The sequence below is a fragment of the Myxococcota bacterium genome (assembly GCA_039030075.1).
GTDB lineage: Bacteria > Myxococcota_A > UBA9160 > UBA9160 > SMWR01 > JAHEJV01.
In genome coordinates, this window is sequence record JBCCEW010000005.1 from 211,125 (window position 1) to 233,581 (window position 22,457).

The 22,457-nt window shown below is 69.7% G+C and carries 19 protein-coding genes; 13 read left to right on the forward strand and 6 right to left on the reverse strand.

Going from position 1 to position 22,457, the window contains the following annotated elements; all coding sequences use genetic code 11:
* Positions 1 to 8 precede the first annotated feature (8 nt).
* From AAF430_07605 to AAF430_07615, 3 genes are read left to right on the forward strand one after another with little or no spacing between them, the layout of a single operon-like run.
* Positions 9 to 941 carry a mechanosensitive ion channel domain-containing protein gene (locus AAF430_07605; protein ID MEM7410080.1) on the forward strand — a complete coding sequence of 311 codons (933 nt, stop codon included), beginning with the start codon at positions 9 to 11 and terminating at the stop codon, positions 939 to 941.
* Positions 942 to 980: 39 nt separating this feature from the next.
* Complete coding sequence (gene nudC / locus AAF430_07610; protein MEM7410081.1) at positions 981 to 1,883, forward strand: NAD(+) diphosphatase; 903 nt, start codon at positions 981 to 983, stop codon at positions 1,881 to 1,883.
* Positions 1,884 to 1,935: 52 nt separating this feature from the next.
* Positions 1,936 to 2,610, forward strand: coding sequence for a PaaI family thioesterase (locus AAF430_07615; GenBank protein ID MEM7410082.1), 675 nt, complete (start codon positions 1,936 to 1,938; stop codon positions 2,608 to 2,610).
* Positions 2,611 to 2,617: 7 nt separating this feature from the next.
* On the opposite strand, the gene AAF430_07620 is transcribed toward AAF430_07615, so the two are convergent.
* The 6 genes from AAF430_07620 to AAF430_07645 form a co-directional block, all read right to left on the reverse strand.
* Positions 2,618 to 3,733, reverse strand: coding sequence for a hypothetical protein (locus tag AAF430_07620; GenBank protein ID MEM7410083.1), 1,116 nt, complete (start codon positions 3,731 to 3,733; stop codon positions 2,618 to 2,620).
* 9 nt (positions 3,734 to 3,742) lie between these two features.
* Entirely contained in the window at positions 3,743 to 5,104 is a 1,362-nt protein-coding gene (locus tag AAF430_07625) for an MBOAT family O-acyltransferase (GenBank protein ID MEM7410084.1), read from the reverse strand.
* 108 nt (positions 5,105 to 5,212) lie between these two features.
* The gene (gene tatC, locus AAF430_07630; GenBank protein ID MEM7410085.1) at positions 5,213 to 5,977 is read right to left on the reverse strand and encodes a twin-arginine translocase subunit TatC; all 765 of its coding nucleotides are present in this window, start codon (positions 5,975 to 5,977) and stop codon (positions 5,213 to 5,215) included.
* Complete coding sequence (tatB, locus tag AAF430_07635; GenBank protein ID MEM7410086.1) at positions 5,970 to 6,320, reverse strand: Sec-independent protein translocase protein TatB; 351 nt, start codon at positions 6,318 to 6,320, stop codon at positions 5,970 to 5,972. The genes tatC and tatB overlap by 8 nt, the downstream gene beginning before the upstream one ends.
* Before the next feature lie 164 nt (positions 6,321 to 6,484).
* Complete coding sequence (locus AAF430_07640) at positions 6,485 to 8,611, reverse strand: FAD-dependent oxidoreductase (GenBank protein MEM7410087.1); 2,127 nt, start codon at positions 8,609 to 8,611, stop codon at positions 6,485 to 6,487.
* 130 nt (positions 8,612 to 8,741) lie between these two features.
* Entirely contained in the window at positions 8,742 to 10,697 is a 1,956-nt protein-coding gene (locus AAF430_07645) for a hypothetical protein (GenBank protein ID MEM7410088.1), read from the reverse strand.
* A 492-nt stretch (positions 10,698 to 11,189) separates the two neighbouring features.
* On the opposite strand from AAF430_07645, the gene AAF430_07650 reads away from it, so the two are divergent.
* The 10 genes from AAF430_07650 to trxB all read left to right on the forward strand — a co-directional run bounded on the left by AAF430_07650 (position 11,190) and on the right by trxB (position 22,410).
* On the forward strand, positions 11,190 to 12,725 hold the full coding sequence (locus AAF430_07650) for an FAD-dependent thymidylate synthase (GenBank protein ID MEM7410089.1): 1,536 nt from the start codon (positions 11,190 to 11,192) through the stop codon (positions 12,723 to 12,725).
* Positions 12,726 to 12,792: 67 nt separating this feature from the next.
* The gene (locus AAF430_07655) at positions 12,793 to 13,266 is read left to right on the forward strand and encodes a GNAT family N-acetyltransferase (GenBank protein MEM7410090.1); all 474 of its coding nucleotides are present in this window, start codon (positions 12,793 to 12,795) and stop codon (positions 13,264 to 13,266) included.
* A 24-nt stretch (positions 13,267 to 13,290) separates the two neighbouring features.
* Entirely contained in the window at positions 13,291 to 14,631 is a 1,341-nt protein-coding gene (locus AAF430_07660) for an aminotransferase class I/II-fold pyridoxal phosphate-dependent enzyme (protein ID MEM7410091.1), read from the forward strand.
* Between the two features lie 277 nt (positions 14,632 to 14,908).
* Positions 14,909 to 16,216 (forward strand): peptidoglycan DD-metalloendopeptidase family protein, encoded by a 1,308-nt coding sequence (locus tag AAF430_07665; protein MEM7410092.1) that lies wholly within the window; start codon positions 14,909 to 14,911, stop codon positions 16,214 to 16,216.
* A 206-nt stretch (positions 16,217 to 16,422) separates the two neighbouring features.
* On the forward strand, positions 16,423 to 16,878 hold the full coding sequence (locus AAF430_07670; protein MEM7410093.1) for a hypothetical protein: 456 nt from the start codon (positions 16,423 to 16,425) through the stop codon (positions 16,876 to 16,878).
* Between the two features lie 22 nt (positions 16,879 to 16,900).
* Positions 16,901 to 18,247, forward strand: coding sequence for a glutamate--cysteine ligase (locus AAF430_07675; GenBank protein ID MEM7410094.1), 1,347 nt, complete (start codon positions 16,901 to 16,903; stop codon positions 18,245 to 18,247).
* 15 nt (positions 18,248 to 18,262) lie between these two features.
* On the forward strand, positions 18,263 to 19,393 hold the full coding sequence (locus AAF430_07680; protein ID MEM7410095.1) for a response regulator: 1,131 nt from the start codon (positions 18,263 to 18,265) through the stop codon (positions 19,391 to 19,393).
* Between the two features lie 49 nt (positions 19,394 to 19,442).
* Positions 19,443 to 21,104 carry a hypothetical protein gene (locus AAF430_07685; protein ID MEM7410096.1) on the forward strand — a complete coding sequence of 554 codons (1,662 nt, stop codon included), beginning with the start codon at positions 19,443 to 19,445 and terminating at the stop codon, positions 21,102 to 21,104.
* 110 nt (positions 21,105 to 21,214) lie between these two features.
* Positions 21,215 to 21,478: a glutaredoxin 3 gene (gene grxC / locus AAF430_07690; GenBank protein ID MEM7410097.1), complete on the forward strand. Its 264-nt coding sequence runs from the start codon at positions 21,215 to 21,217 to the stop codon at positions 21,476 to 21,478.
* Positions 21,475 to 22,410, forward strand: coding sequence for a thioredoxin-disulfide reductase (gene trxB / locus AAF430_07695; protein MEM7410098.1), 936 nt, complete (start codon positions 21,475 to 21,477; stop codon positions 22,408 to 22,410). Before grxC ends, trxB begins: the two co-directional genes overlap by 4 nt.
* Positions 22,411 to 22,457 lie beyond the last annotated feature (47 nt).

Sequence of the window (22,457 nt, forward strand, 5' to 3'; positions counted from 1 at the left end):
AGGCCCCGATGCAGACCGAACCCGTGACCGCAGCGCCGGCCGAGACGGCCGTAGAGACCCAGGCCGCGGCCACCCAGCCGATCGCCGACGTGGTGCCGCCCACCACGCCGCTCGATCTCGTGGGCGTGAGCTCGGGCGAAGCACCGGCGGGCGAGGCACTCGCCTTCTTCAACCCGGATGCGTTGCCCCTGGCCCTGCTGCTGCTGCTGGGCGCCGCGATCGCCGTGCGGCTCGTGCATCGTCTCGCGAACGGCCTGGCCGATCGCATGACCGTCCACCGGTTGGCGATCAAGCAGGGGGCGACGCTGGCTGGTTTCGCAATCTATGCGATCGGCGTCGTGGCGAGCATCGGCAGCGTCTTCGAGCTGTCGGCCCAGGCGCTCTTCGCCCTCTCCGGCACCCTGGCCGTCGCGGCCGGGTTCCTGCTGCGCGACGTCGCCGAGGCGATCGTGGCGGGACTCTCGATCCTGATCAGCCGCCCGTTCTCGGTGGGCGACCGGATCCAGTTCGGGGGGTACTACGGGGAGGTGAAGGACATCGGCTTGCGCACCGTGCGTCTCGTCACCCTCGACGACAACCTGGTGACGATCCCGTCGAACAAGTTCCTCTCCGAGTCCGTCGCGAGCGCGAACGCGGGCGAGCTCGACTGCATGGTGGTGATGTCGTTCTACGTCGACGCCGATGCAGACCACGATCGGGCCAGCCAGATCGTGCGCGACGCCGTGATGAGCTCGCGCTTCTGCTATCTGGGAAAGCCGATCTCGCTCCTGATCGGGATGAAGCTCGTGGAGCAGCTGGGCGTCGTCATCGAGATCACGGCGAAGGCCTACGTGTTCGATGCGCGCCACGAGAAGGCCTTCGCGAGTGACGTCACCCAGCGGGTGTTGCGGGCGCTGCGCAAGGCCCAGATCGCGCTGCCGAGCGTCGCCCGCGCTGCTTGATCCGCACCCGCCGGCGGGCCTGGGGTAGGATGCCCCGCCATGGAACACCCGATCCCTTTCTGCGGCAGCCCGCTCGATCGTGCGGCGCTCCAACGACGCGAGCGCGGCTGGGTCGACGCCCAGCTGAATGACGACGCCAGCCGCTTCCTCCCCATCTGGCGCGGTCAACCGCTCATCAAGCAGGAGTCCCCGGCGCTGGCCTGGGCGAAGCGCGACTTCTTCGATGATCTCGAGACGCCCGACCCGGTGCTGCTCGGTCTCGACGACGGCGTGCCCCACTTCGCCGTCGACGTGTCGAGCGTGGAGAAGCCCGACGACAGCTTCGGTCTGGAGGGCGTGGCCAGTTTCGGCGACCTGCGCGCGGCGGTGGCGACCCTGCCCGTGGCGGACGGGGCGATCGCTGCCCAGGCGCGCACGATGGTGGACTGGCACGGCCGTCACACCCACTGCGCCGTCTGTGGGGGCGCGACGCGTGCCGTGCAGGGCGGAGCACAGCGCGTGTGTGTCGACTGCGGGGCCGAGCACTTCCCGCGCACCGACCCGGTGGCGATTGCGGTGGTCGTGCGTGACGACCAGTGTCTGCTCGGGCGCGGACCCGGCTGGCCCGAGGGCATGTTCTCGGCGCTGGCGGGCTTCGTCGAGGCGGGGGAATCGCTCGAGGAAGCGGTGCGACGCGAGGTGTTCGAAGAGGCGGGCGTGCGGGTCGGCGCCGTGGATTATCTGCACTACCAGCCCTGGCCGTTTCCCTCGTCGCTGATGCTCGGCTGCGTCGCGGAAGCCGAGACGACCGAGCTCCAGGTCGACGAAGTCGAGCTGGCCGAGGCGCGCTGGTTCTCGAAGCAAGCGCTGCGCGACGCGATCGACGGAAAGCCCAGCGAGGTCGGCGTCCCGCCGCCGATGGCGATCGCGCACCACCTGATCCGCCACTGGGTCCATACGTGAGCCCGGTGCGGGGCGGTCGCGGGAGTCCTTCCGCCTCGCCCGAGTGCGCGCGATGAGCACGCCGAAGCCGCCGTCGCCCAGCAACCACGCCAACATCGCCGGGCGCGAGGAGCCGCTGCGCGCCCTCACCGACGCGGTGCGAACGCTGGTGCGGGTCGTCACGACCAACACCGGTGATCGCGCCTGGACCGAAGCCGCGGCCCGCGACGTCGCGTCCCTCGCGGAGCGCCTCTCCGAGGGGCTCCCCGACGAAGCGCCGCCGCGCTACGGCGCCCTGCGCGCGCCCGAGACCAGCGAACAACTCTTCCCCTATGACCCGGTGCTCGGCCCCTACAACCCGCTGGCGCTGCCGGTCGAGGTCGACTGGGAGCCACCGAAAGCGGTGGGCCGCGCCGTCTTCGATACGCCCTACGAGGGCCCGCCGGGCTGCGTGCACGGTGCCGTGATCGCCGCCGTCTTCGATCAGGTGTTCAACGTCGCCAACATCTTCAGCGGTCAGGCCGGGCCGACCGCGAATCTGTCGCTGCGCTATCGACGACCCACGCCGCTCGACCGCCCGCTGCGCTTCGAAGCCTGGGTCGAAGGGGTCGAGGGCCGCCGCCTGACCAGTCGGGGGGCGCTGCTGTGCGCCGACGAAGTCACGGTCGAGGCAGAGGGTCTCTTCATCGTGACCGACGCCTCGCGGATTCTCGACGGCCTCGCCGAGAACCGCAGCCGCGTCCGTTAGGCGCGCGTCAGCGATCGGTGCGCGCCAGGTCGATTTCCCCGGACAGCACCTCGGCCCAGCTGGCGGCCGCGAGCTGGGTGGCGCGCGCGTTCCAGTGCGAGTCATCCGGGAGGTAGAGATAGGGCCAGCGCGATGCCTCGAAGGCGCGCGAGAGGTCCACCACTTCGACGCCGCGTGCGCGCACACCGGCGAGCAGCTGCTCGAGGAACGGCGGGGTCGGTCGGGCACGCCGCTCGGCCTCGGGGAAGAGCTCGGGGTAGATCGTGCCCGACTCCGGAACCGGACTGAAGACGAAGCGGACGCCCGCCTGGCGCAGGACATGGGAGAGTGCGGCCACCATCTCGATGCACTGGGCGACGTCCCGCGCCTCCGGCGGCGTCGTGAGGCCCTGGTCGACGAGGTCGAGGGCCAGCACCTGTTCGCCCGAGGGCAGCGTGCGCAGCAGGGGGTCGCCCCGCCAACGGGCGAGGGCTCCTTGCAGGGCGAAGCGTGACTCGCGCACCAACCCGTTGTCCCGGTTGAGGCGTTCGGCGACGCGACCGAGCGATGCCTCGACCGCGGCGCCCGCGGTCTGGACGGATTCGAACAGCCCCGGTTCTGCCTCGTCCGGGGGGCGGAAGAAGAGCGGACGCGGCGCGATCCCCCGGGCGACGGGCGCCCAGATGACCACGTCGGGGGGCTGGCGTCCGAAGCGGGGCTCGCGCAGGAACAGGGCCGGCGCGTTCAGATTCTCGCCGGCGAAGTTGTAGACGGGCACGCCGAGCGCCGCGCTCAGCCGGGCCGTGACCGTCTCGTCGTCCGAGAGTCCCGCACCCGCGACGTAGGAGTCTCCGATGACGACGATCCGCGGGTGGGTCTCGGCCTCCAGGTTGCGGTAGCCGAAGCGGTCGGTGGTGAACGCCGTGTCCCGAGGCGCCTGCCAGGCGCGGTTCCAGGTGCGGTAGCCGAGATCGCCGATCTCCTGCATGACGATCCGGCGCTCGGGCGCGAAGCGATGCTGGTCCGGATCGTAGAGATGCTCCCAGGCGCGAAACTCGGGCGCATCGAAGCGCACCAGCGAGACCGCGCCGAGCGCGGTCCACAGCGCGAGGAAGACGAGGACGAAGCGTCGTGCGTCGTTCACCGCTTCCCCCTAGAACCGGAAGTAGAGGAAGGGGGAGGGGTCGAGGTTGCCGTAGCCCACGAGCAGGGCGGCCACGAAGAGGGAGGCCACGATCCAGGCGTCGCGCACGCGAAAGCGTGGCCGTTCGGCGAGAACGAGCGGTGGCATCCAGACGAGGGCCAGGAAGACGCCGACCCCGAGCACGCGCGGCAGGTCGGCCTGTCCCCAGCCCGAGAGTCCGGCCATCGCGCTCCACCAGATCACCGTCTCGCCGAAGGTCTCCAGCTTGAACGGCGTCCACGCGAGGACGACCGCGACGAACACGAGGGCGCGGCGCACTGCGAGCGGGGGCACCGCCACCACGCCGCGCAGCGCGCGTTCGATCCCGAGCAGCGCGCCGTGAAGGCCGCCCCAGAGCACGAAGTTCCAGCTCGCCCCGTGCCAGAGCCCGCCGAGCAGCATCGTCACGGCGAGGTTCACGGCGGTGCGCAGTGCGCCGCGGCGGTTGCCGCCGAGGGGGATGTAGAGGTAATCGCGCAGCCACGATGACAGCGTGATGTGCCAGCGCCGCCAGAAGTCGGAGAAGGACGTGGCGCGGTAGGGTGCGTCGAAGTTGCGCGGGAGCTCGAAGCCGAACAGGCGTCCGAGTCCAACGGCCATGTCCGAGTAGCCCGAGAAGTCGAAGTAGATCTGGCCCGCGAAGAGCAGCATCGCGAGCCAGGCGTCGAAGAAGCCCGGCGAGCCCGCCGCAAAGAGCGGAGCGGCGAGCGCTGCGAGCGTATCCGCAACGAGGAGTTTCTTGGCGAGGCCCACCACGAAGGTGTAGAGGCCCGACGCGAAACGCTCGACGTCGTGCTCTCGTTCGCGCAGCTGCGACTCGAGGTGGGAGAAGCGCACGATCGGACCCGCGATGAGCTGCGGGAACATCGTGACGTACGCGGCGAAGTCGACGATCGAGCGCACCCGCTGGATACGACCCCGGTAGAGGTCGATCGTGTAGCTCATCGACTGGAACGTGTAGAAGGAGATGCCGATCGGGAGCGCCGCCTCGAGGAGCGGGACCTGCCCTTCCCCGAAGAGCGCGCGGAGATTCAGCGTGAGAAATCCGGCGTACTTGAAGAAGGCGAGGATGCCGAGGTTCACGCCCAGCGAGAGCAGGAGCCAACGCTTTCGCGCCCGCGCGCCTTCGGCCCGCGCCAATCCTTCGCCGGCCGCGTAGTCGACCAGCACTGACAGCCACAGTAGGGGCAGGAAGCGCAGGCTCGAGCTCGCGTAGAAGAGGCTGCTCGCGACGAAGAGCCAGCCGTTGCGCGCCCGCGCCGGCAGCGCGTAGTAGACCCCCAGCGCAACCGGCAGGAACGCGTACAGGAACGCGAAATCGAAGAAGAGCACGTCTCCTGGATCGGCAGGGTTCCGTGGTCGCTGGAGCCGGCTGCAGGCGCCCGTGTCGTTCCGGCGAGGGGAAGAGCACCCATGTCGCGCCGCTAGCGGCGCGGCGGATCAGGACCCGGAGGCCTGGGGACCGGCTTCCTCGACGTCGGAGCGGCGGGTCGCGCCGAAGATGTACGCGACGCCCACGCCCACCAGGTAGAGCAGGACCATCGGGATGCCCAGGAAGACCTGGCTCACCCAATCCGGCGGCGTGAGGATCGCCGCGACGACGAAGACGATGACGACTGCATAGGGCGTGCCGCGCCAGAGGGTGGCGGCATCGACGATGCCCGTGATCGACAGGAAGAACACGAAGACGGGCATCTCGAAAGCGATGCCAAAGGCGAGGAAGAGGCGCGTCGTCAGCGCGAAGACCTCGCGCATCGTCCACGCGGATTGCACGAACTCGCTGTCGAAGTTCGTGAAGAAGTCGAACATCAGCGGGAACACCTGGCTGTACCCGAAGATCGCTCCGCCCACGAAGAGGAAGGTCGAGACCACCACGAACGGGACGATCGCGTTCTTCTCGCTGGGGTAGAGGCCCGGCGCGACGAAGCCCCAGATGTGCCAGAAGATCACGGGTAGGGCGAAGATGAAGCCCGCGAGCAACGCGCATTTGAGATAGGTGAAGAAGATCTCGGTGGGCGCGATCGCCTGCAGGGTGCGCTCGCCTTCGCCGAGCGCCTCGACGGCGGGTGCGAGCAGCCAAGCGAAGATCTGCTCGCTGAAGTTCCAGGCGCCCGCCGCGCCGATCACCCACGCGGCCAGGATCCAGATCAGGCGGTTGCGCAGCTCGGCGAGATGCTCCGTGATCGGAAGCTTGGTCTCATCCATCTTGGGCGGTGCCCGACGCCGGCTTCGCAGGGCTCGCCGACGCCGCTTGCGTGGATTCTGCCGGTGCCGGTTGTGCGGAGCCCGCGCTCGCCTGCGCCGCTTCGGTGCTGACCGGCCCGTCGGTGGGCGGCGGGCTGGGCGTGGCTGGTTCGAGCGGCGGCGGTTCGATTCGCGCCTCTTCCGTGACGCTCATGAACTCGCGGCGCATCTCATTCGAGGCGCGACGGAACTCCGCCATGCTCTTGCCGAGCGAACGCGCCAGTTCGGGGAGGCGCTTCGGTCCGAGCACCACCAAACCGATCACGAACACCACCATCAGCTCGGTCATGCCGATGCCGAACATGGGAACAGCGTAGCCTCCAAAGCGATTGTGGGCCGCGGGGCGGGTGCAGGACCGCGAGGCGCCTGGACGGCCATCGACGCTCCTCTCCCGTGGTCTCGTGACCCGGGTCACCCTCGCACGGCTCCTCAAGGCATCGGAATCGTGCAGGAAAACTGGAGCGGTGTTCAGACCTCCAGGGCGGCGTCGAAGCCGGCCCGGATCGCGCCGTGGATGTAGCCCACCCCGTCCGCGTCACCGATCACGCGCACCTCGGGAACGTGCGGCGCGATCGCGTCGGCCAGCGAGCGCTTTCCCGAGACGCCGGTAGCGACCACGACCGCATCCGCAGGCCAGCGATCCGACTTCTCGTCGTGCTCGACCACTACGGCGTCCGGTTCGATCCGAACCAGCCGGGTGCGGGCCCGCAGCGTCACGCCGTGCGTGCGCAGCTCGTCGAGGATCCGCCAACGCCGGGGCATCGCCATCTCGGGGGCGAAGTCGCGGCCCTCCTCGAGGACCGTGACTTCCCGCCCGCGTTCCGCGAGGAACTCGGCCAGCTCGAGGCCAACCAGACCGCCGCCGAGGACGGTGACCCGCTTGCCGAGGGGCATCCAGCGCTTCGAGAGTTCGCGCAGCTGGCTGGCGCTGTCGGTGACGCCGAGGGCCCGCCCGGCACGCACTGCTGCGCGCTGGGCCCAGCCGAGCTTCTGACCGGCGGCTTCGGCGCCCGCGTCGCCGGTCAACAGGCCGCGCAGGTCGTCGCCGCTGAAGACGTGGTCGCCGTCGGCCCCGGGGACGTCGGGCAGTGCGCGTTCCGCACCGGTGGCGACCAGCACGATGTCCGGTGTCTGCCCTCGAATCCATTCGGGCGTGGCTTCGGTATCGAGATGGATCGTCGAACCTGCTGCGCGTGCCTCGGCCGCGAGCCAGTTGGCGAGGCGCTCGTTCGGTTCGTAGACGAGTCCCGCAAAGAAGAGGGTGCCCCCGAGCCGGGACTGCTTCTCGCAGAGGGTCACTCGGTGTCCGCGCAGCGACGCGACGCGCGCGGCCTCGAGTCCGGCGGGCCCACCTCCGACGACGAGCACGTGCTTGGGCTCGGCGACAGGGGTCCCGAGCCTCGGGACCACCTCGTGTTCGCGACCGGTCTCCGCGTTCACCGAGCAGATCACCGGGCGATCGAAGAAGGCCTGGGCCACGCACTGGTAGCAATAGATGCAGGGGCGGACGCGCTCCGGGGTTCCCTCGGCCAACTTCCGCGGGAGGTCCGGGTCGGCGAGCAGCTTGCGCGCCATGGCGACGAAGTCGGCACCGCCGTCGGCGATCACCCGATCGGCCACGTCGCTCTCGACGCGCCCGACGGCGATCACCGGCACCGATACGCAACCCTTCACTGCCTTGGCGTAGTCGAGGTAGGCGCCCGCGCGATCGACGAGCGGTCCGTCGGTGAAGCCCGCACCACTCGTCGGGTCGGCGTAGGCGCTGACGTGAATTGCGTCGGCGCCCGCCGCTTCGGCGACCTGAGCGGTCTGCAGCGCTTCCTCGAGTTCGATCCCACCCGGGATCCGGTACTCCTTCGCGTCGATGCGACACCAGACGGCGACGCGACCCTCGGTGCGCGCCTTGATGGCCGTGATCACTTCGGCGAGCAAGCGAGAGCGCGCACCGTGGTCGCCGCCATACGCGTCCTCGCGGAAGTTCCAGGCAGGCGACAGGAACGAGGACAGGATGTAGCCGTGCGCGGCGTGGATCTCGATGCCGTCGAAGCCCGCGCGTTCGACGCGCGCGGCTGCGTCAGCGAAGCACTCGACCAGTTCGTCGAGGTCTTCGGGGGTGGCTTCATGGTACTCGGGCTTCTTGCCGCCGGAGGCCGCGATCATCGCTTCGAGCTCGACGCGCGTGACCTGCCCGGCCATGTCCATCGCGCCGTGGAAGCGCGGCACCGACGGAACCAGCAGTGCGCGTCCTTCCGCCGTGTCGACGCGCGACGTCTTCCCATGGTGGGTGAACTGCACGGCCGCCTTCGCCCCCTCGGCGTGGATCGCAGCGGCGAGCTTCGTGAGGCCCGGGAGGAAGCGGTCGTCCGAGAGCCCGATCTGCGAGGCCGCGGTCGCGCCGCGCGGATAGGCGACCGCCGAAGTCTCGAGCACGATGCAACCGGCGCCACCCCGTGCGCGCGCGGCGTAGTAGGCGATCTGGCGATCGTTGACGAAGCCACCCTCGTCGCCCAGCTCCGCTCCCATCGCGGCCATCAGGATCCGGTTCGAGAGCTCCATCGGGCCGATCCGTCCCGGCGCCATCAGGTGTTCGTGCACGCCACGCTCCGTCGGGGGCGCGCGCAGTGGGACTACCGCGCGCGGACGCTCATGATGCGCCAGCCGAGCCCAGCGTCGCCCGGTTTCTTGGACCGGTGCGCCTGACGATCGCGCCCGCCGGGCCCCCGATTCAGGCGGCCGGCAACTCGGCGAGCACGACGCGTTCGCCGCTCCCTCCGTCGGCGACGGCGATCCGCCCGCCGAGCTCGGTCAAGAGGTGGTCGGCCACGAGCCACCCGAGCGAGTGCTCGAGCTCGTGGCGCCCGGCTCCGCGCTCCAGCTGCGGGTCGTGGAAGCGCAGCATCACCCTCACCTGGTGGCCCTGTCGCCGCGACGCCACGTAGAGATCGCCTCGCTCGGGGACCGCCTCGAAGGCCTTCTCGATCAGGGCGTCGAAGGCGAGGCGCAGTCGGACGGCGTCGCCGCGCACGGCTTCGGCTTCCGGGTCGAGCTCCTTCAAGACGAGCAGGTCTCGGCGCCGGAAGACGCTGCGTCGCTCTTCGAGGAGCGCCTCGAGGATGGAGGTGAGGTCGACGCGCGTGGGGGTGTGCGGGGCCGGAAGCGCCGCCAGATCTTCGAGGCGTCCGAGGCCTCGCTGCATCCGCGCGACGTCGTCGATGACCGTCTCGGCGAAGCGCGAGCGGAAGTTCGGGTCGTCGAAGCGCTTCGGCAGCAGCTCCGCGAAGGTCTGCAGCGTCTTGAGCGGGTTGCGCACCTCGCCCGACAGCGCGCGGGCGAGCGCTACGAGGGGCGGTTCGGCCGCCGGGTCGGCGTCGATGGGCGTCGCCGGCGGCGGTTCTGCGATCGCTGCCGGTTCCGAATCCGCGGCACCGACCACCCAGGGGCCCGCGCCCAGTCGCGGGGCCTCGTCGGATCGCTCGACCAGGTCGGGTCGTTCCAGCCGGTTGGCGGCGGCCTCCGGCGCCGGGTCCGGCAACAGGGTGCCGACCGCGCTCGCATCGAGCGGTGCCAGGGCGATGCCGTCGAGCGAGAGGTCCGAAGCGCCCACCGGGTCGTCGTCCGTCGCCGCCAGGGTCTGGTCGATGACGGCCTCGAGCTCGCGCAGGTTGCCCGGCCACGGGTACTCCTGGAGAACGGTCAGGGCGTCGGCGCCCAGTGCGCGCGGCGGCACGCGACGCGCTTTGCAAAAGGCCTCCACGGCCGCGTGGGCCCAGGTCGCGATGCGTTCGGGGTGCTCGCGGACCGTCGGGACGCGGAGCTCGAGGGTGCCGAGGGCCTGGGCGAGGGTGGGCTCGAGGGCGGGTCCGGTCTCGTCGAAGCTCGCCACCCAGCGCACGGCGCTCCGGACACCGCGGGGGCGCGTCTGCTCGACCCAACCGGCGAGTTCGCGCTGCACCGCGGGTTGCAGCCGGCCGACATCGTCGAGCCAGCAACACACGCGCCGGGCCCCGGGGTCGTCTGCGGCGAAACTGCGTAGCCGTTCGGCCAGCTGCTCGAGGCGCGTCGTTTCGGAGCACGGGCAATGGAGCCACGCCCCGTCGGAGGTCCCACCGAAATGGTGGACGTACTGCAGCAGGGCGCCGCGGCCACTGCCCGGTTCACCGCGTACCAGCAGGGGGACGCCGGCGAGACGCGGGTCGAGGGCGCGCAGCAGCTCCGGCGGTCCCTCGCCGAACCAGCGCCGAAAGCGCGCCGCGACCGCGTCGCGCTCGGCCCGTTGGGAAAGGGAAGGCAGCGGCGCCGGAGGCGTCTGCAGCTGCTCGCGCAGGCGCGCCGGGTGCGGCGGGTACGCGAGGAACGTGACGGGTAGTTGATCGAACAGGGTTTCGACCCAGGGCGCGGCCTCGGGTGCGCCGACGACGATCCACTGCGCTCCGACGAGGCGTGCGCGCTGCCGGTGCACGAACTCGAGCTCGGGCTCCCAGTTGGGGGACGCCGCGACCTCCGAAGACCCTCTGCCCTGGCCGGGCACTCCCGTCACGCCCAACACGACGGTCTGGGGCGGTGCGGCTTCGTCGAAGACGGCGTCTCCCGGCGCGCCCAGCACGGCGGGCTCCTCACCCGCGAGGCGGGCGAGCGCTTGCCGTTCACGATCGGCGCGATGAACGATCCAGAGGGAGGGCATGAAGGTCCACGGAGATTGAAAAATTCTACGGTTCCTGGCGCAAGCCCCGTGCCAAGCTGACGGAGTCCTTCTCGAGCCGGCAACACCGCGCAGAAGGCGTTGCGGCGGCGGTCGAAAGCCGTTCCCCTGGAAAGCCCCTTCCCGTCGGGGGAGACGCGTCTGGGTCGACCCTCGGGCGCCGCGATTTGGGAAAAGGATTTCCCTCGCGACCCTCTGGGATCTCTGCCAGAGTGAAGCCTCGCTCTGAATCCGGGGGTGGCTCGGGGCGTCCGACGCGAGGTTCCGCACGGTGCATCGCTCCTGCGCGACGCACGCGACGTGGCCGCTCGTCGGCGGACGCACGGTAGGTCGCCGCATGCTCTGGAGTTCGGAGCACTGGGGAACGCGGAGCGATCTGGAAAGAGCGGTCTCGAAGGCGTAACGCTCCGGAGGTGGAGCAACCCGGCGTCGCGGGTGGCGCCGGCCGAGAGACGAACCGGCAGGAGGGGTGCGGTGGCGGTGATCGATGCGGGCCCGCGGGTGCAGTTGCGCCACGCGACGGACGAGCCCTACGACGACGCGATCGCCGCGGCACGCACCTGCTACTCGCCGCGCGTCGTCTCTCCCGCGGAGATCACCGAGCAGCAGCGCCGCAACATCGGCCCGCTGACCTACGGCGGCGGACACCATACGGTGTTCCAACACGCGACCTTCGAGTTCGAGCTGTCCGGGATCTCGCGGCAGCTCGTCTGGTCGATGCTCCACGGCTTTCCCTTCTACAACACCGAGCAACAGAGCCAGCGCTACGTGAAACTGGGCGAGGCCGAGGCTCACGTGCCGCGCGGGCTCGACCCCGAGGCCCGTCAGCTCTACGAAGCCTCGATCGAGCGCGCCTGGCAGGCCTACCGCGACCTCACCGACCAGCTCAAGCCGCGGACCCGCGAGATCCTCGGCGATCTCTGGCGCCTCGACGCCCGCGCCAATCGCGCCTTCGGCAAGAACGTGGCCCGCGAGGCCGAGAAGAAGGCGATCGAGACGGCGCGCTACGTGATCCCGATCGCCTGCCACACGGCGATGGTCTACACGATCTCCGGACTCGTCCTGCACCGCTTGCGACGCATGTCGCGCGTGGGCGACGTGCCCGTCGAAGCGGTCGATGTCATCGACCGCATGGTCTATTGCGTCGAGCAGCTCGACCCGAGCTTCTTCGGACGCGTCGGCGACGCGCCGCTCACCGAGAGCGAGATCCTCGAGACGGAATGGGCGCCCGCCGGTGTGGGCGACCCGGTCGCGATCGAGGCCTTCGACAAGTCCCTCGACGGACGGACCTCGCGCTTGATCGATTGGAGTGCGCGCGCCCCCGAGGTAGTGGCCGACGCGATTCGCCACGTCGTGGGAAAGAGCGATCTCGACGATGCGGATGCGCTGGCCCTGGCGCTGGACCCGCGGGTCAATCGCTACCGCGTGGAGCGCCTCAACGTCTCGACCCACGCGCCGGCGATGCGCGCCCTGGCCCACGCCCACTACGTGTTCCGCAAGAAGCTCTCGCATACGGCCGACTCCCAGGACCAGCGTCACCGCACGGTGCCCGGGTCGCGCCCGCTGCTCTCGCGCACCGTGCCGCTCATGCCCGACGTGATCGAGCCCGATCTGATCCGCGACGACCCGGTGAGCCACCAGCTCTTCGAAGACACGGTCGCCGCCCAGTGGGAGGCGCGCGCGGCCTTGCTCGACCGGGGCGTGTCCGCGGAGCAGGCGCTCTACGTCCTGCCGAACGCGCTGGCCGTGCGCTTCGAGGAGTCGGGCACCCTGCTCGACCTGATCCACAAGTGGACGATGCGCAGTTGCCTGAATGCGCAGAGCGAGATCTGGCAGGCGTCGATGGACGAGATCGAGCAGGTGCGCGGGGTCCATCCCAGCCTGATGGACCACGTCGGGCCTCCGTGTGTGGTGCGCAACGGGCACGCCCGGCCGCGCTGTACCGAGGGCTCCCACTTCTGCGGCGTGCCGGTCTGGCGCGACTTCCCGAACGTGGAGCGCGTGCTCTGAGCTTCCAGCGGCTGCGGGCGCGGGGCCGGCCCTCGCGCGCGTCGATTCCCGCCGAGCGTCTGGCGCCATGAGGGACCCCGAGCTGCGACGGGCGGGCGTCGCGGATCGTGCCGAGGTCAGCGCACTCTGGCTCGCCCTCACCGAGCACCACGCGGCCTTCGACGCTCGCTACTCCCTGGCCGCGGGCGCCCGAGACGAAGCCGGGCGGCTGGTGGAGGCGCTGCTCCGCGATCCGGACACGGCGGTCTACCTCGCCCCGGGCGCCGGGGCGGCCCAGGCCCTCGCCATCGTCCGGGTGGCTCAGGCACCCCCCATCCATGCCGAGCGCTGTCGCGCGGAGATCACGGATCTCTTCGTGGCTCCCGAGGCCCGACGGCGGGGTTGGGGCCGCCGCCTGGTCGCCGAGACCAGCGCCTGGGCGCGCCAGCGCGGGGCCGAGCGCATGGAGGTGCGGGTAGCCCGGTCGAATCCGGAGGGGCGCGCCTTCTGGGAGGCCTGCGGCTATGCCGCGCACATGGACGTGCTCGACCGCCGGCTGTAGATTCCGCCGACTCTGGAGCAACCCATGTCCCCTCCCCCCACCCACGAGAACATCCTCCCCCTCGCACAGGCCCTGAACGACCGCCTCGAGAAGGCCGCGCCGGAAGTCTTCGGCATGCTCTCGGCGCTCGGTCGTCGCCTGTACTTTCCGAAGGGGATCCTCACGCAGAGCGCCGAAGCGAAGCAGAAGGCGCACCGCATGAACGCGACGATCGGGATCGCCACCGAAGGCGGCGGCCCGATGCACTTGCCGAGCGTGGCGAGCCACGTCGACCTGCCGCCCGCCGAGGTCTTCCCGTACGCGCCGCCGGCCGGCCAGCAGGGCCTGCGCGAGGCCTGGCGCGAGAAGGCCCTCGCCGAGAACCCGGGGCTGCGCGGTCGCAGCTTCGGCCTCCCGATCGTCACGAGCGCGATCACCCACGGCCTGATGCTCGCGGGGGATCTCTTCGTGGACCCGGGCGACGTGATCGTCCTGCCCGACAAGCTCTGGGGCAACTACCGCCTGACCTTCGAGGTCCGGCTCGGTGCGCGGATCGCCACCTACCCGTTCTTCGCCGGCCAGGGCTACGACACGAAGGGCTTCGCCGATGCGCTGCGCGCGGCGGGTGAGCAGCACGAGAAGGTCATCGTGATGCTCAACTTCCCGAACAACCCGACGGGCTACATGCCGACCGAGGCCGAGGGCGCCGCGATCGTGGACGCGCTCGTTGCCGAGGCCGAGCGGGGCACCCGCGTCCTGGCAATCCTCGACGACGCCTACTTCGGTCTCTTCTACCACCTCGGCCAGGAGTCGATGACCCAGTCGCTGTTCGCGCACCTGGTGAATCGCCACCCGAACCTGCTCGCCCTCCGGCTCGACGGAGCCACCAAGGAGCTCTTCGTCTGGGGCCTGCGCTGTGGCTTCTTCACCCTCGGGCCCGGCCGGGCCGACACCGCGGACGAGGTCTGCGACGTGATCGAGGCGAAGGTGAAGGGCGCGATCCGCAGCGCCATCTCGAACATCCCCCAGATCTCCCAGTCGCTGGTCTCGCACGCTCTCGCGGCGCCGACGATCGACGCCGAGCGGGACGCGAAGATCGAGACCCTGCGCGCGCGGGCGGAGAAGGTGTACGCGATCGCGAACGAGCCTCGTTTCCGCGAGAGCTGGAACGTCTATCCGTTCAACAGCGGCTACTTCATGTGCGTGGAGACCCTGGGCGTCGAAGCCGAGCGGCTCCGCGTCCACCTGCTCGACGCCTTCGGGATCGGAACCATCGCGACCGGCACCCATGATCTGCGGATCGCGTTCTCGTGCCTCGAGCTCGACGAGATCGAGCCGCTCTTCGAGGCCCTCCACCAGGCCATTCAGGAACTACGTTCTGGCTGACAATCCCCAGTCAAGTCGGTAGTGTTCCGTGCCGATTGCCGGGGACATGCCGGTCGATGAAACCACTCGAACGGCGTCTTGCACGCCCCCTGGGGGGCGGGCTGCGCAAGGTACCCGGGGCTTCCCGCTCCTCCTCCAAACCACCACGCGAAGCGACAACGGATTCCGCGAAGCCAGTCATCGGGCGCTGCGTTCGGCGGGTGTGGGTGCTTCCCACCGACCGTCGAACCCAGGCCTCCGAGCGCTGCGAGGACGGAGCAAGAGGCGACTCTCGTCGATGATTCTTCGACGCCATCGAAACCCCAGTTCCCTGGTCATCGCGCCCTGGGCGCTCGCGCTGGGCCTGCTGTGTGGTGCGGGCCCCGCCGCCGCCGAGGTCGACGCGGCCGACTCGCTCGATGTCGCGGCGCCGCCCCGACTCGAAGCCCTGGCCGTCGCCCCGTCGGCTGCCGTCACGCCGCCGCCGGCCCCGCGCCGCACCATCCACGAGGGCACGATCGTGCGGGGGAAGACCCTGTCCGCGCTGCTCCGTGCGGAAGGGGTGAGCGCGTCGACGATCGCCGAGATCGCAAAGGCCCTGAAGGGCCACTTCAATTTCCGCCGCGCGCGTCCGGGGCACCAGTATCGGCTGGTCCTGGATGGCGCAGGCCGCATGGTCGAGTTCCGCTACCGCCTGTCGAAGACCAAGGGCTGGTACGTCGCGCGTCATGACGACGGCTTCCACGTGCTGGAACAGGCCGAGGAGCTCGAGGCCCGCCCGACGCGCATCGCCGGCGTCATCACCTCGACGCTCTACGAATCGATCACCCACCTCGGCGAGGACGGTCAGCTGGCCCGCGATTTCGCCGACATCTTCGCGTGGGACGTCGACTTCCAGCGCACGGTCCAGCCCGGCGACAGCTACCAGATCCTCTACGAGCGCCTCTACCGGAAGGGACCGGGCGGCGGCGACTACCTGCGCCCCGGCCGGATCCTGGCCGCGCGCTTCGTGGCGCGGAGCGGCTCGCATACCGCGGTGTACTTCGAGGCCGAGCCCGGACGCGGCGGCTACTACCGCCCCAACGGCTCGTCGGTCGAGGGCGCCTTCCTGATGTCGCCCGTGCGTCATGCCCGCATCACATCCCACTACAGCGCGGCCCGGCGCCATCCCATCCTGAAGGTCACCCGACGGCATCCCGGCATCGACTACGCCGCGGCTGCCGGCACGCCCGTGTGGGCCGTCGCGAACGGCACCATCGTGCACCGATCCTGGGCGGGCGGCTCGGGCAACCTCGTCAAGGTCAAGCACGACAACGGCTACGTCTCGTCCTACGCCCACCTCTCGCGTTACGCGAAGGGGCTGCGCGTCGGAGACCGCGTCAAGCAGAAGCAGGTGATCGGCTACGTCGGCCAGACCGGCCTCGCGACCGGGCCGCACGTGTGCTTCCGCGTCAAGAAGGACGGCGAGTACGTCAACCCGGCGACGCTGCGCGCGCCCTCCGGGTCGCCGATCGAGAAGGACGACGTGCCGCGGTTCATGGCGCAGCGGGACCTCCTGCTCGCCCAGCTGGACACGGGCCGCCGCCTGGCCGAGGCCCGCCCCTAGGCGGCGTCTTGCGGCCGCGGGCTGCGTTGCTCTTCGCTCGCCGTAGGGACCTACGGCTTCGCTCGAGCGCCTTGCCGGCGACCGAAACTCGCTCGCCTGGCCGGTTGCGGACGCTTGCTGGCGATCCGGAAGCCGCGGTCGTCGCCTGACGCCAGCGGTTGGCGGTAACCATTTCTGGCCCGGGGCATCTGTGCGAGCATCCTCGCATGGCCTCCTCCCCCCCCGCCCTCCCGGAATCCGCCAGTCTCGACCAGCGCATGACGGCGCTCGGGACGGCTCTGGGTGAGCGCGAGGCAGCCCACGGCGATGGTCTGGGCGCCGCTCGGGCCTGCGCCGAGCGACTCCGGGGCGAAGTCGAAGCCGCCCTGGCGAGCTTCCACGCGGCCGCCGCGGCCGCCGGAGCCCCCCATCTGCGGGTCGAGCTCTCGCCGGTCCGCACCGACGACAAGCACCTGCGCTCGGTCGAGTTCGACCTCACGCGTGGGCGCTACCGCGCGATCATCACCGCCAAGAGTCGGGGCGACGTGACCTTCGTCGGCCCGTTCCGCAGCGGCAAGACCGAGGGTCCCTGCAAGAGCTTCCCCTTCGACACCGGGGACGAGCTGCAGGCGAACCTGGCCCGATTCCTGGAGAGCTTCCTCGAGGAGGCCGCGACCCCGTGAGCGCCCGCTGGACGGACTCCGCTTGAGCCAGGCCTCCGACCCCGTCGAATCGGTCGACCAGCTGGTGTCCTTCCTCCGTGAGGGCGAAAAACCGCCCGAGCGCTGGAAGGTGGGCACCGAGCACGAGAAGATCGGCCTCTACACCGGCACCTGGGCGCCGGTTCCCTACGAAGGCGATCGCGGTATCGGCGCGCTGCTGCAGCGCATCGCCGAGCGCGAGCATTGGGAGCCGGTGTTCGAGGGGCCGAACCCGATCGCGCTCACCCACGAGGGCGCCAGCATCACGCTCGAGCCAGGCGGTCAGCTCGAGCTGTCGGGCGCGCCGCTTCGCACGATTCACGAGACCTGCGACGAGTTCCACACGCATCTCTCGCTGATGAAGCAGCTCTGCGAACCCTTCGGAATCGTCTTCCTCGGCCTCGGGATCAACCCGCTCTACCCGGTGAGCGAGATCCCGGTGATGCCGAAGGCCCGCTACCAGATCATGCGGCGCTACCTGCCCGGTCAGGGATCGCTGGCGCTCGAGATGATGTTCGCGACGGCCACCGTCCAGGCGAACTTCGACTTCGCCGACGAGGCCGACATGATCGAGAAGCTACGCACCGCGCTGGCCGTCTCGCCGGTGGTATCGGCGATCTTCGCGAACTCGAGCCTCTCGGAGGGAAAGGCGAACGGCTTCGTGTCCCGGCGCATCCACGCCTGGCAGCACACGGATCCCGACCGCACGGGCATGCTCGACCTCGCCTTCTCCGAAGACTTCGGATACCGGAGCTACGTCGAGTGGGCGCTAGACGTACCGATGTTCTTCGTGATCCGGGACGGCACCTACCACGACGCCACCCAGCTCACCTTCCGCCAGTTCGTCGAGCGCGGTTTCGAGGGGCATCGGGCGACCCTGGTGGACTTCGACCGCCATCTGACCACCCTCTTCCCGGAAGTGCGATTGAAGCGCTTCCTCGAGGTGCGCGGCGCCGACGCGGTCCCGCCGGGCCTGACCTGTTCGCTGCCGGCGCTCTGGAAGGGCCTGCTCTACGACGCCCGCTCGCGCCAGGCCGCCTGGGATCGCGTGGCCCACCTGGGCTCCGAGGCCCGGGAGGCCGCCCGGGGTGACGTGGCTCGGCGTGGCCTCGCGGCGCGCTACGGTGAGGAGCCGGTCATCGAGATTGCCCGCGACCTCGCGCGCCTGGCCACCGAGGGCCTGGCGCGGATCGGGCACGCGGGTCGACGAGACGCCGACGAGACGGGATTCTTGGACCCCATCCACGAGCAGCTCGCGGAGGGGCGGAGCCCCGGTCAGGTCGTCGTCGAGCGTTGGGAAGGCGATTGGCAACGCTCGGTGGACCGGCTGATCGAGTACGCCCAATACTGAACCTTTGCGAGCCTGATGAGTAACGACCGCCCGAGAATCCTGGTCGTCGACGACGAAGAAGCCATCCTCGAAACGATGAGCTTCACCTTCGAGGACGACTACGAGGTCCACACCTCGAACGATCCGCGTCGCGCCCTCGACGTGCTCGATCGTGATGGACCCTTCGCTGCGGTCCTGACCGACCAGCGCATGCCCGACATGAGCGGGGTCGAGTTCGTGGCCGAGGTGTGGCGGCGGCACCCGGCGACCGTGCGGATGATCCTCACCGGCTTCTCGGACATGGACGCCATCATCCAGGCGATCAACGACGGACACGTCTACGCCTACATCACCAAGCCCTGGGAGCCGGACCAGCTCAAGCAGGTGATGAAGCAGGCCGTCGAGCATCATCACCTGGCCGTCGAGAACGAGCGCCTGCTCGGAGATCTCTCCCAGGCGAACCGCTTCCTCGAAGCGGTGATCGACGAGCTCGACTCCGGCGCGATCGCGCTCGACTCGGAAGACGTCATCCAGGCGGCGAATCGCCCGGTGCGGGAGTACTTCGACCTCTCCGAGGATCCGCGCGGACACTGCTTCAAGGACCTGCTCGAGGCCAAGGGGCTGGTGGCCGTGCGCGACGCGCTTCCCGCAGAGGCCGAGGACGACGACGTCACCTACCACGAGGTCGACGTCGACAACCACCGCTTCCGCGTCACCGCGCGCAAGCTCACCTCGGGCGGGGACGAGTTGGGTCGCGTGGTGCTGTTCCGAGAGATCTCCCACGAGCCGCTGCGCCGTCGCTTCGACGAGCTGGTCGACGGCTGGCTCGCTTCGTCCGAGTCGCTGCGCGGCGAGTTCGAAGCGGGGCGGGATCAGCTCGCCGAACTCTCCGAGTCGGTCCAGAAGTCGACGATCCAGTCGCCCGGCATGACCCAGCTGGCCGACCGGATCTCGCGGGCTCGGACGTCCCTGGAGAACTGGCTGGCCGTCGATGACGCGCTCGCCCAGGAAGACTTCCCGGACGTTCAGGTGCTGCAGGACCGCATGCGCCTGGCCGGCGCACGTTGGCCGCTGGGTGAGCAGGTGCCCGAGCGGGTGTCGCGTCTGGCCCAGCGGGTGGTCGACTACTACGAGACGGGCGAGCAGACCCGCGAGACGACCCTGTAGTGCTCGCTGTGTGTCGCGCGCTGCGCCCCGAGCCGCCGATCGCGACGCCGTGACGCGCTCCACATCGATCCTCGACCGGCTCGAGCTGCGCGTCGAGCGCCTGCGGCTGACCTTCCGCCTCACCTATGCCTTCCACGCGCGCGAGGTGCGCTTCGAGTGCGATCGCGGCGAGGGCTTCGAGCGCGTCTTCCCCGAGACGTTCTCGTTCCACATCGCCCGCCACGATCCTGCCGAACTCTTCCTGCAGCTGGTCGACCTCTCGGAGAATCCGCGGCTGTTGGCGCCCGGCGCCCGCAAGCGCGACACCGAACTCCTGGTCTCGCGTCTGGTGCTGGCGCTACCGCGCTACCTCGAGGGCGTGCTCGACCGACTGGAAACCGACGAACGCCTCGACCCGAAGCGGCTCGAGAACGTCTACGCCGACATGGCGCTGCTGAGTGAGCTCGTCGTGCGTTTCGCCGACGAGCGCCTCCACACCGAGCAGCCCGGACTGCAGCTCTCGGTCTTCCACCTGCGCAAGCTCCTCTACCGCGGCCTCGACGCGCTCGTGCGGCGCCGGGTGTCGGCAGAGACGCTCCAGGGCTACGTCAGCGGAGCGCTCGATCCTGTCGACCCGGCCGACGACCTCTCCGAGGCCGGCTTCGCCCACGCCCTCGAATCCGACGACACGGAGACCCGAGAGCGCATCCTTCTGCGGCTCAGCGAACGCGCCTTCTACCGCTGGCTCGACGAGGTCTGTCTCGACGAGTCGAACGGCGCCTTCGAGAGCGAGAACTCGCCCTTCGCGTCGCGCGAGACCGAAGTGATGGCGGTGATCCATCGGGAGGGCGGCGACGTCGTCGAGCGCGGCCGGGACCTCACGCCCTACCTGCGGCGCCGCGGCAACCGCGACGTGGTGCGCCTGCTCGGGCGGCTCGAGGCCTGGTTCCTGCGCCAGTACGATATCCATCACGCGGCATCGATGATCCAGCACGCCGATCACATCGCGAACCGCCGCGACGATACGGACAGCGTGTTGTCGCGCCATCGCACGCGCAGCTACGTGGCGGTGCTGACGGCCATCGTCGGGCCCTTCGCGCTCGCGGCCTTCTTCTACGACGAGGCACCGCGCTTCTTCGACTGGCTCTCCGCGGTCCAGATCGGAGTGACCAGTCTGCTGGTCGGATGGTTCCTGTTCTACCGGTTCCTGTGGAAACGGGACCTCACCCTGTTCCACGCGTCGGTGCCCCGCATCATGGCGGGAATCATCGTCGGCTACCTGCCGATCTTCTTCATCGACGAGGTGTGGAGCCTCGCTGCACGTCCCTGGCCCACGCTGCTCTTGATCGTGGTGCTACTGGGGACGACCACGCTGCTCTACATCTATATCGAGGTGCAGCGTCGGCTCGGCGAGAGCCAGGCCGCGATCGCCCGCGCCCGACAGATCTTCCTGCTGGGCGTACTACAGGCGTCCGGCATCGGCGTGATCCTGACCGGTGTGATCGGTCGCTTCATGGCTGCACGCAACTGGCAGGGAGGCGACGCGGAGATGAGCGTCGAGTCGCTGCGCGCCGCGGCGGACCCCTTCATCGGGCAGCTCCCGGTCGCACTCGGGGTCGAGCCGCTCTACGTGTTCCCGTCGGCGGTGATGATGATGGCATTCATGTCGTTCTTCATCGGCACGTTCCTGCAGCTGATGTGGGAGGAGTTGCCGATCACCGAGCCGCTCTAGCCGGGCGCCCGCTTCCGCGCGGGCCCGTGGCTGCACCCCTTTGGTGAGCCCGGCATCGAATCTCTATTCTGTCGCGCGGCCCCGCGGCCCGCGGAAAGGCATGAAACGGCATGGCGAAGATTCAGGTCTACGCGACCTCCTGGTGCCCGTACTGCAACCGCGCGAAAGCGCTGTTGGAGTCGAAGGGGGTGACCTGGGATGAAGTCGATCTCGACGAGGAGCCCGGTCGGCGCCAGGAGATGATCGAGCGCACGGGCGGACGCACGAGCGTCCCCCAGATCTGGATCGACGGGGATCACGTGGGTGGCTGTGACGAATTGATGGCCCTCGATGCCGCGGGCCGCCTGGACGCACTCTTGCAGGGGAACGCATGAGCGATACGGAACATCGAAAGGTCGTGATCGTCGGCAGTGGGCCGGCGGGCTATACCGCGGCGATCTACGCCGCTCGGGCAGAGCTCGAGCCGGTGGTGGTGGCGGGACTCCAGTTCGGCGGGCAGCTGATGCTGACCACCGACGTCGAGAACTACCCGGGATTCCCGGACGGCGTGACCGGGCCCGAGATGATGGAGCTCTTCCAGAAGCAGGCCGAACGCTTCGGCGCCGAGGTGCTGCTCGAAGACGCGACCGAGGTCTCGTTGACCGCGCCCCCGTTCCAGATCAAGACGGCTTCGCGCAGCTTCAGCGCCGACGCGGTCATCCTGGCCACCGGTGCGTCGGCGCGTTGGTTGGGCCTGCCGTCGGAGGAGAGGCTCACCAACCAGGGCGTGTCGGCCTGCGCCACCTGCGATGGCGCGCTCTACCGCGGCAAGCCGATGGCGGTGGTCGGTGGCGGCGACACGGCCATGGAAGAGGCGCTCTTCCTCACCCGCTTCGCGACGGAGGTGACCGTCGTGCATCGCCGCGACGCCCTGCGTGCGTCGAAGATCATGCAGGAGCGTGCCCTCGATCACGAGAAGATCTCCTTCGCCTGGAACTCGGAGGTCGATGAGGTGCTGGGCGACGAGTTCGTGACCGGCGTCCGGCTGCTCGACACCCAGACCGGTGAGAAGCGCGAGGTGCCGGTCGAGGCGCTCTTCATCGCGATCGGCCACAAGCCGAACACGGATCTGTTTACCGGCCAGATCGACCTCGACGACACCGGCTACATCAAGACGACGAAGGGCACCTACACCTCGAGCGAAGGGGTCTTCGCCTGCGGGGACGCGATGGACCCGATCTATCGTCAGGCGGTCACCGCCGCGGGAACGGGCTGCATGGCGGCCATCGACGCCGAGCGTTGGCTCGCGGAGCGTGGGCTGGCCTGACCCGACCACTTGCCTTGCCGACCCCAAAAGGGTTTAGACTGGTGCGC

Excerpts from the sequence above, each read along its gene's own strand:
- nudC (MEM7410081.1), top strand. The coding sequence starts at position 981 with ATGGAACACCCGATCCCTTTCTGCGGCAGCCCGCTCGATCGTGCGGCG.
- tatB (MEM7410086.1), bottom strand. The coding sequence starts at position 6,320 with ATGTTCGGCATCGGCATGACCGAGCTGATGGTGGTGTTCGTGATCGGT.
- tatC (MEM7410085.1), bottom strand. The coding sequence starts at position 5,977 with ATGGATGAGACCAAGCTTCCGATCACGGAGCATCTCGCCGAGCTGCGC.
- AAF430_07665 (MEM7410092.1), top strand. The coding sequence starts at position 14,909 with ATGATTCTTCGACGCCATCGAAACCCCAGTTCCCTGGTCATCGCGCCC.
- trxB (MEM7410098.1), top strand. The coding sequence starts at position 21,475 with ATGAGCGATACGGAACATCGAAAGGTCGTGATCGTCGGCAGTGGGCCG.
- AAF430_07615 (MEM7410082.1), top strand. The coding sequence starts at position 1,936 with ATGAGCACGCCGAAGCCGCCGTCGCCCAGCAACCACGCCAACATCGCC.
- AAF430_07645 (MEM7410088.1), bottom strand. The coding sequence starts at position 10,697 with ATGCCCTCCCTCTGGATCGTTCATCGCGCCGATCGTGAACGGCAAGCG.
- grxC (MEM7410097.1), top strand. The coding sequence starts at position 21,215 with ATGGCGAAGATTCAGGTCTACGCGACCTCCTGGTGCCCGTACTGCAAC.
- AAF430_07670 (MEM7410093.1), top strand. The coding sequence starts at position 16,423 with ATGGCCTCCTCCCCCCCCGCCCTCCCGGAATCCGCCAGTCTCGACCAG.
- AAF430_07660 (MEM7410091.1), top strand. The coding sequence starts at position 13,291 with ATGTCCCCTCCCCCCACCCACGAGAACATCCTCCCCCTCGCACAGGCC.
- AAF430_07655 (MEM7410090.1), top strand. The coding sequence starts at position 12,793 with ATGAGGGACCCCGAGCTGCGACGGGCGGGCGTCGCGGATCGTGCCGAG.
- AAF430_07605 (MEM7410080.1), top strand. The coding sequence starts at position 9 with ATGCAGACCGAACCCGTGACCGCAGCGCCGGCCGAGACGGCCGTAGAG.
- AAF430_07680 (MEM7410095.1), top strand. The coding sequence starts at position 18,263 with ATGAGTAACGACCGCCCGAGAATCCTGGTCGTCGACGACGAAGAAGCC.